General features: G+C 44.0%; 15 protein-coding genes and 1 tRNA gene. 15 read left to right on the forward strand and 1 reads right to left on the reverse strand.

Going from position 1 to position 16,595, the window contains the following annotated elements; genetic code table 11:
• Positions 1-8: 8 nt before the first annotated feature.
• Positions 9-860, reverse strand: coding sequence for an ATP phosphoribosyltransferase (gene hisG / locus BLW16_RS19675; RefSeq protein ID WP_090559632.1), 852 nt, complete (start codon positions 858-860; stop codon positions 9-11).
• Between the two features lie 282 nt (positions 861-1,142).
• Between hisG and BLW16_RS19680 the strand changes: the two genes are divergently transcribed.
• From BLW16_RS19680 to BLW16_RS19750, 15 genes are all read left to right on the forward strand, one after another.
• On the forward strand, positions 1,143-2,720 hold the full coding sequence (locus tag BLW16_RS19680) for a L,D-transpeptidase family protein (protein ID WP_245735394.1): 1,578 nt from the start codon (positions 1,143-1,145) through the stop codon (positions 2,718-2,720).
• Between the two features lie 21 nt (positions 2,721-2,741).
• Positions 2,742-4,769 carry a BatA domain-containing protein gene (locus tag BLW16_RS19685; protein ID WP_090559590.1) on the forward strand — a complete coding sequence of 676 codons (2,028 nt, stop codon included), beginning with the start codon at positions 2,742-2,744 and terminating at the stop codon, positions 4,767-4,769.
• A 3-nt stretch (positions 4,770-4,772) separates the two neighbouring features.
• Positions 4,773-6,053: a dihydroorotase gene (locus BLW16_RS19690; RefSeq protein WP_090559591.1), complete on the forward strand. Its 1,281-nt coding sequence runs from the start codon at positions 4,773-4,775 to the stop codon at positions 6,051-6,053.
• Positions 6,046-6,720 (forward strand): hypothetical protein, encoded by a 675-nt coding sequence (locus tag BLW16_RS19695; protein ID WP_090559592.1) that lies wholly within the window; start codon positions 6,046-6,048, stop codon positions 6,718-6,720. The genes BLW16_RS19690 and BLW16_RS19695 overlap by 8 nt, the downstream gene beginning before the upstream one ends.
• 6 nt (positions 6,721-6,726) lie before the next feature.
• A complete protein-coding gene (locus tag BLW16_RS19700) occupies positions 6,727-7,284 on the forward strand; it encodes a DUF4199 domain-containing protein (protein ID WP_090559593.1) in 558 nt (185 codons plus the stop codon).
• Between the two features lie 96 nt (positions 7,285-7,380).
• The gene (locus BLW16_RS19705) at positions 7,381-8,331 is read left to right on the forward strand and encodes a glycosyltransferase family 2 protein (protein ID WP_090559594.1); all 951 of its coding nucleotides are present in this window, start codon (positions 7,381-7,383) and stop codon (positions 8,329-8,331) included.
• Between the two features lies 1 nt (position 8,332).
• Entirely contained in the window at positions 8,333-9,301 is a 969-nt protein-coding gene (locus BLW16_RS19710) for a glycosyltransferase family 2 protein (RefSeq protein ID WP_090559595.1), read from the forward strand.
• Entirely contained in the window at positions 9,298-10,086 is a 789-nt protein-coding gene (locus BLW16_RS19715) for a hypothetical protein (protein ID WP_090559596.1), read from the forward strand. Before BLW16_RS19710 ends, BLW16_RS19715 begins: the two co-directional genes overlap by 4 nt.
• A gap of 7 nt (positions 10,087-10,093) precedes the next feature.
• Positions 10,094-11,599, forward strand: coding sequence for a GH3 auxin-responsive promoter family protein (locus tag BLW16_RS19720; protein WP_090559597.1), 1,506 nt, complete (start codon positions 10,094-10,096; stop codon positions 11,597-11,599).
• Entirely contained in the window at positions 11,596-12,762 is a 1,167-nt protein-coding gene (locus BLW16_RS19725) for a 1-deoxy-D-xylulose-5-phosphate reductoisomerase (RefSeq protein WP_090559598.1), read from the forward strand. The genes BLW16_RS19720 and BLW16_RS19725 overlap by 4 nt, the downstream gene beginning before the upstream one ends.
• 30 nt (positions 12,763-12,792) lie before the next feature.
• Positions 12,793-14,124 carry an RIP metalloprotease RseP gene (rseP, locus tag BLW16_RS19730; RefSeq protein WP_090559599.1) on the forward strand — a complete coding sequence of 444 codons (1,332 nt, stop codon included), beginning with the start codon at positions 12,793-12,795 and terminating at the stop codon, positions 14,122-14,124.
• The gene (gene hscB, locus BLW16_RS19735) at positions 14,124-14,657 is read left to right on the forward strand and encodes a Fe-S protein assembly co-chaperone HscB (protein WP_090559600.1); all 534 of its coding nucleotides are present in this window, start codon (positions 14,124-14,126) and stop codon (positions 14,655-14,657) included. Before rseP ends, hscB begins: the two co-directional genes overlap by 1 nt.
• A gap of 78 nt (positions 14,658-14,735) precedes the next feature.
• A complete protein-coding gene (locus tag BLW16_RS19740) occupies positions 14,736-15,038 on the forward strand; it encodes a DUF3817 domain-containing protein (protein ID WP_090559601.1) in 303 nt (100 codons plus the stop codon).
• A 66-nt stretch (positions 15,039-15,104) separates the two neighbouring features.
• Positions 15,105-15,184 (forward strand) — tRNA-Leu (locus BLW16_RS19745).
• 138 nt (positions 15,185-15,322) lie between these two features.
• The gene (locus BLW16_RS19750) at positions 15,323-16,483 is read left to right on the forward strand and encodes an RNA-binding domain-containing protein (RefSeq protein ID WP_090559602.1); all 1,161 of its coding nucleotides are present in this window, start codon (positions 15,323-15,325) and stop codon (positions 16,481-16,483) included.
• The last annotated feature ends 112 nt before the right edge of the window (positions 16,484-16,595 follow it).

Below are 16,595 nucleotides of genomic sequence, written 5' to 3' on the forward strand. Positions count from 1 at the left end.
TATACAGTTTATGCGATGATTTTTTCGATCGGCATGACTACAATTCCTTCAGCACCGGCAGCTTTGAGGCTGTTGATTTTTTCCCAGAAATCCTGCTCTGCAATTACAGAGTGAACGGCTACCCAGTCTGGTTCAAAAAGAGGAACAACCGTTGGGCTTTTTACGCCGGGCAACAGGCTCACTACTTTTTCCAGGTTAGATTTGGCCACATTCAATACCACGTATTTGGTCTCTTTTGCACGCAGTACAGAACGTATGCGCTGCAGCAGTTCGATCACATCTTCATTGAGCTCAATGCCTTTATTCCCGATCAGGACGGCTTCAGATTTCATCACTTCAGCAAAGGGTTTCAGGCCATTGCTTTTCAGTGTTCCGCCTGTAGAAACGATATCGCAGATGGCATCACTCAAACCTAAGCCCGGGCCAATTTCTACAGATCCTGAAATGGTACGTACTATGGCATTCACGTTGTTATCCTTCAGGTATTTTTCAAGGATGACCGGGTAAGAAGTAGCGATAGCTTTGCCTTCCAGTCCGCTGATATCGGTGATCTCACTTTCATTGGGAATGGCAATCTTCAGCGTGCATTTTCCAAAGCCAAGTTTTTGCAGGTATTCTACATTAGCGTTTACTTCAGTGATGACGTTTTCACCTACGATACCCAGATCGGCAATACCATCCTGAACATATTCAGGAATATCATCATCTCTCAGGAAAAGGATTTCCAGCGGGAAATTTGTAACGGTCGATATCAATGAGCTTTTGTAGTTTTCGAATGATAAACCACAGTTTTTAAGAATTTCTACAGATTTTTCGTTTAGTCTACCAGATTTCTGGATAGCAATTTTAAGTGTTTTCAATTGATTGAAATTATTGAATGGAACATGAAAATAATTCGGAAACAAGTTTTGAAGTACAAAACATTACATATCTATCGCCATAACTGGCGATGATGCAAATGTAAGTGATGGTTCAAGTGTTTGTTCATAATTTTTTTGTCCCTATTCAATAATGCGGCTGCACACTGAGGTGATGCAAATATATAGATAGAATTGAGAAATCAAAAAATTAATGGCATTTTATTTGATCAGACTGGGCAGGTCATGCAGTTAAAAGCTGGGGGCCTGCTAAAAAAACACATTTTGAAAAAAGTATTTTATCTGTTATTATCCTTCTCTATCTTCCTGTCTGCCTGTAACTGGTTCAAAACCACACCTGAAGTGGGTCTCGTTTTGTCCAAACATTTCAAGGATAAGCTGTACAAAGATTTTGACACAGCTGCCTACAATGTCGTATTTAACCGCCATTTTGACTCCCTTAAATTAAAATTAAGCAACCCGAAAGTGCTCGGTAAGTACTATGCCGACAATGAACGGAGGACTGACCTGGTTACCCGTTTTTACGTGAACGGGGAATTGGATACCCTAAAAAACTACATATCCCGTAGTGCTGCACATGGGTTTAACCCCCAGATATTCAATTGTGCGGTACTTGAACAGTTATTAGCACAGCTATCGGCGCATCAGTTTAAATCCATCAGTGATGTCTACCCTGTTATCGCAGATCTGGAAATCTACAGTGCTTCTTCCCTTTTAAAATACGATACCTTCATTGGCTATGGAAGTATTATTCCGAAAAGGGTACTGAACAGGTATAATGTAACGACCTTAAGACCCGACAGTGCCAGTATGCTGAAGGTGCTGGAAAGCAAAGACCTCCTGCAATTGCTGGCCGCTATTCAGCCGGCAGGCGAAAACTACAAAATCTTACAGCAGGAACTCGCAAATCTGAAACGTGATCCTTCCGCTAACGCAGCCACCATCAAAACCATTGAGGTGAATATGGAGCGGTTGCGATGGAAGATCCCGGGTATAGGGGAGGAGTACGTGGAAGTCAACATTCCAGATTTCTCTCTGACCTGGTTCAACCACCAGGATACCGTTACCCATATGAAAGTATGCGTAGGGGGAAGGCGTGAAAAGGAGTATGAAGAGAAGATGAAGATCTTTCTGAAAACGCATTCGCTGGATGATAAACCCAGGAACCACCAGACCCCGATTTTACTGAGCAAGTTCAATTCCATCCAGGTGAACCCGGTCTGGAATATCCCTGTAAGCATTGCGCAGAGCGAAATCTACTACCAGGCGCTGCGTGACCCGTATTACTTATCAAATAATAACATGAGGGTGTATTACAAGGGCCAGCTGATCGCTGATCCTGATACTATCCAATGGAGAAAGTATCCCCGTGAACATTTGCCCTTCCAGTTTAAACAGGGATCAGGCGAAGGAAACGCCCTGGGGAAATTCAAATTCATATTTGATAACGGATCGAGCATTTACCTGCATGATACCAACAATAAGTCGGCTTTCATGCGGGATAGCCGAGCCATCAGCCATGGCTGTGTGCGTGTGGAGAGACCTTTGGAATTTGCAGAAAAACTGGTTGATGACAAATACCAGTACGACCAGCTGCGAATGGAAGTGAACCTGCCGCCAATTGATACCACCAAAATGGAAGTTTATAAAAAGCGGCTGGCCAAAAAAGCTGATACCGTAAATATATACCAGGTGAAACCCAAATGGTTCGGCACAAAAAAGAATGTCTCCATCTTTATCAATTACAAAACTGCCTGGGCTGAGAACGGGAAGATTGAATACCGTAATGATGTATATGATCTGGATGAGGCGATTTTTAATGCGATGAAAAAATTCAGATAAAATTTCTACCTTTGGTTTTTAATGAATTTCCTATACTCAGGTTTTCTTTTTTTTCTGCTGGCGATAGCCATTCCTATCCTTATTCACCTATTTAATTTCCGCAGATTCAAGAAAGTATACTTCAGTAATGTCCAGTTTCTGAAGGCCGCACAGGAGCAAAATTCATCGAGGGAAAGCTTAAAAAACCTGCTGATCCTTTTCAGCCGGATACTCGCCCTGATTTTCCTTGTTTTAGCCTTTGCACGTCCTTATCTTTCTTCTGATACCGCTTACCGGCCGGAAACGGGCAGCCTGGTCAATATCTATATCGACAATTCCTACAGTATGGGATCGGTCAATAAAGAAGGCAGCCTGCTTGACGAGGCGAAGCGCAAAGCAAAAGACATTGCAAAGCAGTTTTCTCCCAATGACAGGTTCCAGCTGACCACAAACGATTTTGAAGGAAGGCACCAGCACCTGGTGGGCTATGCAGAGCTGGCAGGCCTGATCGATGAGGTAAAGATCTCAGCGGCGCAGCGCAGTTTACAGCAGGTAATTAACCGTCAGCACACTACAGATGCCGGGAAAAGGAACCTCTTCAGCTATATCCTTTCTGATTTTCAGCGAAACTTTGTGGGCATAAAGGCAATCAGCACCGCTGCGGATGATCAGCTGTCGCTGGTTCGCCTGCAGGCCAATACGCTGCCCAATATAGCGGTGGACAGTATCTGGTCTTTATCTCCTGTACACCGGCCGGGGGAGCAGGAGAAGTTTGTAGTGAAACTGCGTAATTATACCAATGAGGCCGGTACGGGGATCCCGGTGAAACTGCTGGTCAACAACCAGCAAAGAGCTTTGGCAAGGCTGAATGTGCCTGCCGGGCAGTCTGTCACGGATACATTAACTTTCAGCGGTCTCTCTGCCGGCTGGCAAAAGGCGGCGGTGAGCATTAAAGACTATCCTTTAACTTTTGACGACGAGCTGAAGTTTACCTTTAAGGTGAGCAGTGGGCTGAACGTTTTACATATCAGCGGAGACCCTGCAGAGCGACATATCAGCGCCCTGTTCTCGGGGGACGGCTATTTCAGGATGACCGTCATGCCCGAATCCAATGTCGTATACGCTGCTTTTTCAGGCTACCAGCTCATTGTCCTTTCCGGTTTGAAGACGCCTTCCAGCGGATTGGCCCTGCAACTGAAAAACTTTGTTCAAAATGGAGGTTCCGCAGTGATCTTTCCTGACCTGGATGTCAATACCACAGAATTTTCTTCCTTCCTGCAGGGACTGTCGCTGCCGCCGGTTGTTTCCCTCAGCAGGGATACCCTTAGCGTCAAGACGATTGACCTGAAAAGTAACCTGTTTACTGATGTGTTTGAAGAAATCCCGGCTAAGGTAGATCTGCCCCTCGTGAACCGCCATTTTGTATATGCTGCAAATACCAGGAGCAGCAGGGAGAACATCATGGAACTGCCCTCCGGACAATCCTTTTTCAGCCGCTACCGGTTGGGTGCCGGACAAATCTATTTATCGGCCTCCTCGCTGAAAGCGGAAGACGGCAATTTGTCGCAGCACCCGGTTTTTGTACCGTTGTTGTATAAGATAGCCCTCACCAGCATACAGGAACAGCCGCTGTATTATACCATCGGGAAGAACAACCTGCTGACCACCACACAGCTGAGCCTGAGCCCTAACCAGTCGCTGCGCTTAACCTCAGGCGAAGACGAAGTGATCCCCGAGCTGAGGCAAACGCCGGGCAAAACCCTGCTGTATATTGCCGACCAGATCCGGGCATCAGGATTCTATGAGTTGCTGAAAGCGGATTCGGTGTTGAGTAGTTATGCTTTCAATGAAAGCCGCGCAGAATCAGATATGAATTTTACGGGCGACAAAGACCTTAAACAGTTTTTCGGCAAAAAGAGCTTAACCGTTGCAGGTGCCGCGACTGACCTTTCAGCTGCAGTTATGGAAAATAACTACACAGAGTTATGGAAACTTTGTCTAGTTTTGTGTGCTGTTTTTTTAGCTGCTGAAGCCCTATTGATCAGATTTTTTAACAAAAAAACTATATAAAACATGAACCTTCTCCTCACAGGTGTAACTATTGCCGATCCGAACAGCGAGTTTAATCATCAAGTACGTGATGTTCGTGTGGTACAGGGAATGATCGTTGAGATTGGGCTTGGTTTAAAACCACAGCAAACATCAAACCCCCAGGAAAATGAAGAAGTGGTCAACGGTAAAGGTGCTTTTCTTGCACCCGGCTTTTTTGACCTGAACTGCTCCGTAGGCGATCCCGGATTTGAGACCAAAGAAGATCTGCAGACCGCCAGTGCTGCTGCGCAGGCCGGAGGATTTACCGGGCTGGCAGTTTTGCCGCATACCAAACCGGTAGTGCATTCCAAAGCAGAAGTAGAGTATATCATTAACAAATCAAAAAATAACTTGGTTGATATTTATCCCGTAGGGGCAATCAGCCATGACCTGGAAGGAAAGGAGCTTGCCGAGCTGTATGATATGCAAAAGGCAGGTGCCATCGCATTTTCAGACGGTACGAAACCGATCAGTGACGATGGTTTTATGAGCCGCGCCTTACAATATGCAAAAGGCATCGACGGCCTGCTGATCGTGTACCCGGAAAATAAATCGATCGCCGGTAAAACACAGATCAACGAAAGTAAGACCAGTGTGCTGCTGGGTATGAAGGGCATGCCTGCGCTGGCAGAAGAGATGCATATCTCCAGGGATATCTTTCTGGCCACTTACCACCAGTCGCCCCTGCATATCAGCAACATCTCTACCGCAGGCTCGGTAGCGCTGATCAAAAAAGCAAAAAAGGAGGGGCTGCAGATCACCTGTGACGTTGCTGCGCATCACCTTGTCTTTACCGAAGAGCTGCTGAACGATTTCGACAGCAACTACAAGGTGAAACCGCCCCTGCGCGGCAAGACCGATAACAAAGCCTTACTGGCAGGATTGAAGGAGGGCACTATTGACGCTGTTTCATCACAGCACCGCCCGCATGAGCCGGAATTTAAAGATGTAGAATTTGAGATCGCTGCATATGGCATCATCGCCCTGCAAACTGTATTGCCGTTATTGGTGAAAGCAGGAATGGACGCTGCACTGATTGCAGAAAAGTTATCCGTTAATCCCAGAAAATTGCTTAACTTAAAAGTACCGGTGATTGCAAAAGGAGAGGCTGCCAATATCACGCTGTTCAGCATGACTGAACAATGGGAGTATAACAGCGGGAACAACTATTCAAAATCGAGAAACAGCCCTTTGCTCAACCAAACCCTCACCGGGAAAGTAAAACTAGTTTATAACAACAATCAAATTCAAGTATATGGATAGTAAAGTACAAAGCACCCTTATCGCTTCATTAGATAAATTCGCTGCGCTCTCGGGTAACGATTCGGTAAAACTGGAACAAGACCTGGTAGATGTTTTCAGCAAAGACCTTGGGTTCCTTGAAAAAGTGGAAGAATTTGATGAGGTATTTGATGAGCATCCTTCTTTTGATGAACTGAGAGAAGTATTCTTTGATCTGCTGATGATCAATTTCTTTGCGAGTGATATAAAAAAACTGGAAGAGGATTACCTGGATTCGGACGAATGGGTTGACATTGAAGAAGACACGATTGACCGTGGAACGGAACTCTTAAACCTGTTGTTATACATCAATGAATGCCATGACGAGCAGATCAAACCGGAACTGGGAGATTTCCTAAGGGAATTCCTGCTGGTTGAGGAAGATGAGTTCCAGGACGAGTACCATATTTATGAAGACCTGATCAGCAATCAGCAGCTGGCAGACAGCAGCATCGAGGATATCTGCAGCCATAAAGGGATGATCGATCTTGGGGAAGAAATGGAAACGCTGTTTGTTCCTTTCATGGCTTTCTTTAATCAGCCGAAGGCTAACGCCGAAGCGTTCAAAGACCTGGAAGAATTCAGTGCGGATAAGGAGTTTGATACTGCCGTATATGCTTTAATAGCAGAATTCAACGTACAGAACTAAATCACCATGGAACAACAAATAAAGGAATTGGAGATCAAGCCAAATAAACTGGCTTTCCAGGTGGCAGCTGGCTTTTCTGTTTACACTATTGTACTGATCTTTCTTTTTAAATTTCTGGGGATAGACGTACAGGAAGAAAATGTGCCGGTTGTAACAAAGATCATGAGTGCTGTGCTGTCCTATCTGCCTTACGTGCTGGCTATTTTATTTGCACAGATCAGGCATAGAAATGAACTTGGGGGGTACATTACCTTTGGAAGGGCATTTTCTACAGGCTTTCGTGTAAGTGCTACCGCAGGGATGTTCATTGGCCTGCTGATGATCCTTTACTACAAAGTACTGGACCCTGCGGCACTGGACCATATCCTGGATATTGCCATTGAAAAAGCTTCTGAAACGGCGGGCGACAGTGCCAAGGCGATCAGAAGTGTAAAAGCGATGGGTGCTTACATGCCGGTCATGATTGGCTTTGGCGCCGCGATCACCTATACGATCTATGGGATCATCATCAGCGTGGTTGGTGCTGCGGTGAACAAAAGGATAGCCCCGGTAAAATTTGACTAATAGTTTGTGTGCGAACATAAATTCTGCAACGTGCAGGTTTTGTCATTTTAATTGACAAAATTTGCACGTTAATCTTTAAGCCCATTTTATACCTGCATGGATATTTCCGTAGTCATACCCTTATATAATGAAGATGAGTCGCTGCCCGAACTGACCGCCTGGATTGCCAGGGTAATGGAGGAGCATAACTTTTCTTATGAGATCCTGTTTGTAGACGATGGCAGTACGGACAATTCATGGAATGTCATAGAAGAACTGAAAATCAGCTATCCTGCCGTGAAAGCTATCAAGTTCAGGCGTAATTATGGTAAGTCGGCCGCCCTCAATGTGGCTTTTGAAGCTTCGCAGGGCGAAGTTTTGATTACCATGGACGCCGATCTTCAGGACAGCCCTGATGAGATCCCTGAATTGTACAGAAGGCTGCGTGAGGAAAAACTGGATATCATCTCCGGCTGGAAGAAAAAACGTTACGACCCGATTACCAAAACCATCCCCACTAAATTGTTCAATGCGGCTACCAGGAAGATGTCTGGTATTCAGCTGAACGATTTCAACTGCGGCCTGAAGGCTTACCGCAGTGATGTGGTGAAAACCATTGAAGTATATGGAGAGATGCACCGTTATATCCCTGTGATTGCAAAATGGGCGGGGTTTAAGAACATCGGTGAACAGGTTGTGGAACACCGTGCAAGGAAATACGGCGTGACCAAATTCGGCTTCAGCCGTTTTATCAACGGCTTTCTGGATCTGCTGTCTATCTTCTTTGTGGGCAAATTCGGCAAAAGGCCAATGCACTTTTTCGGGTCTATGGGGGTGCTGAGTTTCCTGGTAGGAACCATCATGGCCTTATGGATCATTGGCGAAAAGTTATACCATATCTCCATGAACACTTCGTACAGGGAGATCACTGACCAGCCGGGATTTTACATCGCACTGGTAGCTATTATATTGGGTTCGCAGCTGTTCCTTACGGGGTTTGTGGCCGAGCTGGTTACCCGTAATGCATCTGAACGCAACCAGTACCTGATAGAAAAAGAGATCCTTTAATATGTTTTTCTCGATCATTATTCCCTTATACAACAGGCCGCAGGAAATAGACGAACTGCTGGCTACGCTTGCTATTCAGACCTATCCGCAGTTTGAGGTGCTGGTCATTGAGGACGGCTCTTCCCTCAGGGCAAAAGATATTGTGGAAGGGTATGCCGATAAACTGGACATCCGTTACTACTATAAGGAGAACGCCGGGCAGGGCTTTGCGCGTAACTATGGCTTTGAACGTGCCAAGGGCGACTATTTTGTGATCTTTGATTCGGATTGCCTGATTCCCCATGACTACCTTGAGATCGTTAAAGATTATCTTTATGATCATGACCTGGATGCCTATGGCGGTCCTGATGCAGCCCATGAAAGTTTTACACCCCTGCAGAAGGCGATCAGCTATGGGATGACCTCGGTGTTTACCACAGGAGGCATCAGGGGGAATAAAAAACATGCAGGGCAGTTTCATCCGCGCAGTTTCAATATGGGTGTTTCCAGGGAAGTTTGGGAAAAGGTGGGTGGTTTTAAGATCACCAGGCTGGGAGAGGATATTGAATACAGCATCCGTATCCATCAGAGCGGTTTTAAGATCGGGCTGATTCCCGGTGCAAAGGTTTTTCATAAAAGGAGGACCAGCCTGATCCAGTTTTACAGACAGATCCATTTCTTCGGCCGTGCCCGGATAAATATTTATAAACATTTTCCCGCTGAATTAAAATTAGTGCATTTTTTCCCCGCAGTGTTCACATTAGGCATCATGCTGGTGCTGGTGCTGAATATTTTTTATCCGCCGCTGGCATATATAAGTAACGTATTCCTTTTGGTATACTTTATGTTGATATTTTTTCACTCCCTTATCCTTAATCATTCTTTAAAAGTTGCATTTTTGAGCATTATATCCTCATTTATACAATTGACAGCCTACGGCTTAGGTTTTATCCAGGATTTTTTAAAAAGAATAGTACTTAAACAACAATGATAAATTTTTTAAAAGAGACTACGTTTACCGTTAATGAAGTAATAGGCAAGTCATGGGACCTGACCAAACGTCATTATTTTTCTATCGCTACCTTATGCTTTCTGATGTTCATCACTTCAAATGCTTCCGGATTAATGGCCTTTTTGATCAAGGATGTGAACAAGGGGCTCAGCGTGCTGATGGCTTTCTTTTTTATCATGATGTATTTCACCATCAACCTGTCGCTGTTAAAGTATATTTTTCACCTGCTGGACGATGAAGAACATGATGTGAGTATTGTGAGCACACTTCCTACCCGTCAGCAGATCATTAGGTTTGTGGTAGGCATGCTTTACTTTATGCTGGTTATTGTAGGTGTATATGTTATCGTGATCCTGGTTGCTTTCCCCTTTATCTATACGGGAATCAAGATGCCTGTCATTACCAATATCGCCATCGGGGTCGGTATCGTGGCAATTTTCATTACCTGGGTACGGATCTCTTTCTTTCCCTTTTTTATTATAGACAAAAATGAGCCGCCTTTCGGCTCGCTGAAATTCAGTCTTGCCATTACCAAGGGTAATTTCACTAAGATATTGCTGTTGCTGCTGGTTTTGGGAGGATTTTATGTGTTATGCCTGGTACTGATTGCACTACAATATCCTGTTGTTGCGTTCTTTGTTAATATTTTCAGTTCATTTATCATCGTGCCTTTGTCAAGCGTTGCTTTAACAATCGCTTACAGGAAGATGATGAGCGAATATCAGGGTGATGAAAATCCGGATATTATTCACAATATAGTTTAAACCATTTATGGGATTAAAAGCGGCATTAAGTAAACCGTTCGCTGCCTTTATTGTAAAAGGGCTAAACAAATGGAAAAAAAATGCAGTAGCGGCACAAAAGGAAACTATGTTACAGCTGCTGGCAGATGCAAAAGATACAGCCTTTGGAAAGGACCATCATTTTGCTGCGATCAGGAATTATGAGGACTTTAAAAAGCGGGTTCCTGTAAGGGATTACGAAGAGCTGAGACCCTATATTGACAGGGTAGTTGCCGGGGAGAAAAACGTGATGTGGAAGGGAAAACCAGCCTATTTTGCAAAAACTTCGGGTACTACTTCGGGTGCCAAATACATTCCGATCTCGAAGGAATCCATGCCGGAGCATATCAAGGCTGCCCGGAATGCCCTGCTCACTTATATACATGAGACCGGGAACGCCGGTTTTGTGAATGGCAAAATGATCTTTCTGCAGGGAAGCCCTGTGATGACGGAAAAGAACGGCATTAAAGTAGGGCGCTTATCAGGAATCGTTGCCAATCTGGTACCTGCGTATCTGCAGAAAAACAGGCTTCCGTCTTACGCCAGCAACTGTATTGAAGACTGGGAGGAAAAAGTAGCTGCTATTGTAGAAGAAACCTACCGGCAGGACATGACACTCATCTCTGGCATTCCGCCCTGGGCGCAGATGTATTTCGATAGGCTCAGCGAAAAAACAGGGGGTAAGCAGATCAAAGATATTTTTAAGAATTTCCAGCTTTTCGTTTACGGAGGGGTGAACTATGAGCCTTACCGTGCAAAGATTGAAGCCAGCATCGGCAGGAAAGTAGACACGATAGAAACCTATCCCGCCTCAGAGGGCTTTATTGCCTATCAGGATAGCCAGCAGGATAAAAGTTTGCTGCTGCTGGCGAAGGCCGGCATGTTCTATGAGTTTATTCCTGCGGACGAGTATTACGATGAACACCCTACACGGTTGAGCCTGGAAGATGTAGAGCTGGATAAAAACTATGCCCTGATCCTGAATACGAATGCGGGATTGTGGGGCTACAGCATTGGTGATACGGTTAAATTTGTCTCCAAAAACCCGTATAAGATCTACGTAACGGGAAGGATCAAACATTTTATTTCGGCCTTTGGCGAGCACGTGATCGGTGAGGAAGTGGAACAAGCCTTGTTGGCTGTCGCAAATGAAGAAGGGGTTGGTATTACCGAATTTACTGTTGCCCCGCAGGTGAATCCTGCGGCGGGCGAACTTCCTTATCACGAATGGTTTATAGAGTTTTCGAATGTGCCGGAAGACATAAAAGCCTTTAGTAAAAAAGTAGATAAGGCTTTACAAAAGAAAAATATTTACTACTTTGACCTTATTGAAGGTAAAATTTTGCAGCCCCTGGTCATCCGGCCTTTACCAAAAGATGCATTTGTAAACTATATGCGTGCCGAAGGCAAGCTGGGAGGACAGAACAAAGTTCCGCGGTTATCGAATGACAGAAAGATTGCAGAGGGCCTGATTAAATTGACGGATAAGATTTGAAAAATATAACAATACTGGGGTCTACTGGCTCTGTTGGTACTCAGGCCCTGGAAGTGATCCGGGCAAATACGGCCTTGTACAAGGTAGTGGCACTCAGCGCCCGGTCCAATGCTGCCCTGCTGGTGCAGCAGGCACTGGAATTTCTGCCGGAAATGGTAGTGATCAGCGATGAAAGCCAGTATCAGGCGGTAAAAACAGCGCTATCCGGAAAAGGTATTACCGTACTGACCGGCGAAGCTGCGTTATGCGAAGCTGCGGCCCTGGAAAGTTCAGCTATTGTACTTACAGCAATTATGGGCTCGGTAGGGCTGCGCCCTACGATAGCTGCGATTGAGGCAAAGAAAACCATAGCACTGGCCAATAAGGAAACCCTCGTTGTAGCCGGGGAACTGATCAACCGCCTCGCTGCTGAGCATGGCGTGAAAATCATTCCCGTAGATTCGGAACATTCTGCCATCTATCAGTGTCTGGTAGGAGAAGAACCGGAGACCATTGAGAAAATTTATATCACTGCCTCAGGTGGTCCCTTCCGGGGAAAAGACCGCAACTTTCTGGCGCAGGTAACCAAAGAGCAGGCCTTAAAACATCCCAATTGGGTAATGGGTGCCAAGATCACGATAGACTCTGCTTCACTGATGAACAAGGGACTGGAAGTAATTGAGGCAAAATGGCTGTTCAATCTGGATATCAGCCAGATCGATGTGATCGTACATCCGCAGTCTATCGTCCATTCCATTGTGCAGTTTAACGATGGATCGATGAAAGCCCAGCTGGGTTTGCCCGATATGAAACTGCCTATTCATTACGCAATGGCTTATCCTAAACGCATAGACAGCCAGTTTCCGAGGTTTAATTTCCTGGATTATCCGGAGTTTACTTTTGCCAGGGCGGATATGGATACTTTCCGTAATCTCGGCCTTGCTTATGCAGCCCTTGAAAAAGGAGGAAATATGCCCTGTATCATCAATGCGGCCAATGAGGTGGTAGTTGATGCCTTCTTAAATGACCAGATCGGATTTCTTGGAATGAGCGATGTGATCGAACAATGCATGGCTGACCTGCCTTTCATCCAGGAGCCCGGCCTGAACAATTATTTAGAAACCGACGAGCTTACACGTATATTTGCCCGGGAGTTAGTAACAAAAAAATATTTAGCGATCTAATTAAAAATATAAAAACACAACAATTAATATATGAACGGATTGATTATGGTTGCCCAGTTGTTACTGGGATTATCAATATTAGTAATCTTACACGAACTGGGACATTTTCTTGCGGCGCGTGCCTTTGGTATTAAAGTAGAGAAGTTTTATCTGTTCTTTGATGCCTGGGGAGTAAAGTTATTTAGTATTACCAAGGGGGGAGTGGAGTACGGTATTGGATGGCTGCCTCTGGGCGGTTATGTGAAAATTGCGGGAATGATTGATGAGTCGATGGACAAAGAGCAGATGGCTTTACCGGCGCAGCCCTGGGAATTCAGGTCTAAACCGGCATGGCAGCGTTTGATCGTGATGCTTGCCGGGGTATTTGTAAATATTGTAGTAGGGATCTTTATCTTCTGGATGCTGACCTTTAAATTCGGTGAAACCTATATTGCGAACAGCTCTGTTGTGAGTGGTATCAACCCGGGTGTAATCGGCAAGCAGATCGGCCTGAAACAGGGTGACCGCGTGATTGCGGTAAACGGAAAGAAGGTGGTCCGCTATGAAGAACTGCTGAGTTCAAAAGTGCTGATGGGAAATACAACGCTGACAGTTAGCCGTGAAGGAAAAACCCTTGATGTGAAGGTTCCTGATAATATTCTGAATAAAGTTGCCGACCTGGGGATTGAAGAGTTTGTCAGCCGTGTACCATTACTGACAACTACTGTTGATACCGTGGTTAAGGGAAAGGGCGCATTCAGAGTGGGCATGAAAAAGGGCGACCGCATCGTAGCCGTAAATGAAGTCCCTGTGAAATACAATGTAGATGTATCCAGGGAGCTGAAGAAACTGAAAAACAGAAAGCTTATGCTGGATGCTTACCGGGGTACGGAATTGCTGCATTTTGAATTGTCTACTGATAGCGCCGGTACCATTGGAATTGGCTTTAATGCTGACGAGATCAGGGAAGAAACCATCAATTATGGGTTTTTCGCTGCTTTGCCTGTTGGCCTGAACCAGGCATGGATCTCCTTTACTGATAATGGCAAGGGAATCTGGAAAGTGCTGAGTGGTAAGATCAAAGCAGATAAGGCATTCTCCGGACCTGTAGCAATTGCACAGAAGGTGTATGGCGGTATATGGATCTGGTCGCATTTCTGGGCTTCTACAGCCCTGATTTCTATCGCACTGGCATTTATGAACCTGCTGCCTATTCCTGCGTTAGACGGGGGCCATGTGGTGTTCCTGTGCGTAGAAATGGTGAAAGGGAAACCATTGGGCGATAAATTTATGGAGACGGCCCAGATCGTGGGATTTGTGATGCTGCTGTCGCTGATGGTATTTGTAATTGGTAATGATATCTTCAAAGCCTTTATCAAGTAATGAATTATTTTGAGCGCTATAACCTGCCGGTCTCATTTCATCCTGATGCTGCTCTTGTAAAGCTCAAATTTTATGAGCTGAGCAGGAAATATCATCCTGATTTTTATATCAATTATTCGGAGGAAAAACAGGAGGAGGTTCTGGAACTGTCTACGGAGAATAACATGGCTTACCATGTGCTGAGTGATCCTCAGAAACGCCTGCATTATATTCTTGAACTCAAAGGATTGCTGGCAGAAGGGGAGAACTATGTTTTGCCCCAGGATTTCCAGATGGAGATGAAGGAGATAAATGAAGCGCTCATAAACCTGCAGGCAGAACCTGACGTTTCCAGGCTTGAACTCATCAGGAAAGAAATGCTTTCAATTGAGAACGGTATTGAAGAAGAACTGAACAGGCTTGCTGCTTTGTTTGACAGCCTTCAGGAGGATGCTCAGGAGCCTGTGCTGATCTCGGTAAAGGATTTGTATTACAAAAAGAAATACCTGCACAGGATCAATGACAGCCTGTTTAAGCTGGAATCAGCACTATAGGTGTTTACTCAATGTAAAATATAAAGATAACCGGGCATTGCTGTCCCGGTTTTTCTATTTTTATGCAAATCTGAAATTATGAGCACCTTGTCAATTTTTAAGAAAGTAGCTATTGCTGAAGGGCTTTCCTATCTGGCGTTATTGTTAATAGCGATGCCATTGAAATATTTTGCCGGAATGCCTTTGGCGGTGAGATACACCGGGTGGGCTCATGGAATGCTGTTTGTTTTGTATGGGGCTTTCGTGATCATGTGCGCAATGGAGTATAAATGGAAGCTTGGTAAGATCGTGCTGGTGTTTTTGGCGTCATTATTGCCTTTTGCCCCTTTTATTGTAGAGAAACGGCTGCATGAAGGTGCTGAAGATCAGGTTAAAGGATAATATTTGAAATAAGGCTTGGATATATAGGGCTGAATATATAGATTTGCATCCCGCTTAATAAGCAATGCCCAGTTGGCGGAATTGGTAGACGCGCTGGTCTCAAACACCTGTGGGAAACCGTGCCGGTTCGACTCCGGCACTGGGTACATTTTGGAAAAACAGCCTCTAATTAAATTTAGAGGCTGTTTTTGTATAGGATTGTTTGATTATCTTTATGAATTGAAACGTATACTGATTTTAATTAAATTAGTAATAGATTCAATCACCGTAAGCTTTTATGAATTATGCATGCATCAGAAATATTAAAGATTATTCAGCAGGGGGAAAGTTCAAAAGTCCAATTTAAAGAAAAGCTTCCTCATACAGACTCTTTAGCACATGAATTAATTGCTTTCTCTAATTCTAAAGGTGGAGTAATTATCATCGGTATTAATGATAAGACTGGTGCGCTGAATGGTCTTACTTTTACGGAGATACAGGATTATAATCAAAAATTGGTTAATACTGCTTCGCAGTCTGTTTTTCCACCTGTTGTAATTGATACTGAGGTATTAACTGTTTCGGATAATAACATTATGATAGTTTATATTTCTGAAGGCATCAGCAAGCCTTATAAGGATAGATTAGGAACTATATATTTGAAAAATGGTTCTGATAAAAGAAGGGTCACGTCTAATGATGAAATAGCAAGACTTTTACAGAGTAGCGGATCTATGTTTGCAGATGAGGTTCCGGTTCTGGGAACTTCAAAAGCAGATGTAAATCTAAATCTCTATGATAATTTTCTAAAACGTAAATTTAAGAACTCACTGGAGGATTTAGGCATAGATCTCTCGAAATCCTTAGAGAATCTGGGACTATTAAAGGCCGGTCAGCTCACGCTCGCAGGTTTACTTTTATTCTCAGAAAAACGCAGTATAATTAAACCTCAGTTCTCGATTCAATGTGTAGCTGTTAATGATGTGAATTTAAGTGGAAATCATTTTATTGATAATGAACCCGCTTTTGATGGTACATTAAACGATGTTTATCTTAAAGCATTTGGGTTTATTGATAGGCATATTAAAAAAATTCAAAGTGGTAATTCTTTTAATAGTCCAGCGGTATGGGAGATACCCCAAGAGGTTTTTGAAGAAGTTTTAGTCAATGCCTTAATCCACAGGGACTATTTTGTTCAATCCACTATAAAGGTTTTCATCTTTTCTGATAGAATAGAAATAGTAAGTCCGGGAAAACTTCCGAATTCATTAACAATAGAAAACATAGCAAATGGTATTTCAATAGCACGGAATCCTGTACTACAATCACTTACTCAGTATATTTTGCCTTATAAAGGATTAGGAACAGGAGTAGGGCGTGCAATTTCTGCTTACCCTAAAATTCAGTTTGTGAATGATGTAAATACAGAACAATTTAAAGTGATTATTCCTAAACCGAATAATTGATTAATATGGATGATAATTGTTTAAATTAGCTATTTCTCGAAGATATAAAAGAAATATAGCCGGTTCGACTCCGGTACTGGGTACTTCGCCGGAATAATTTCTAATCTTAGAT

Source organism: Pedobacter hartonius (assembly GCF_900107535.1).
Taxonomy (GTDB): domain Bacteria; phylum Bacteroidota; class Bacteroidia; order Sphingobacteriales; family Sphingobacteriaceae; genus Pedobacter; species Pedobacter hartonius.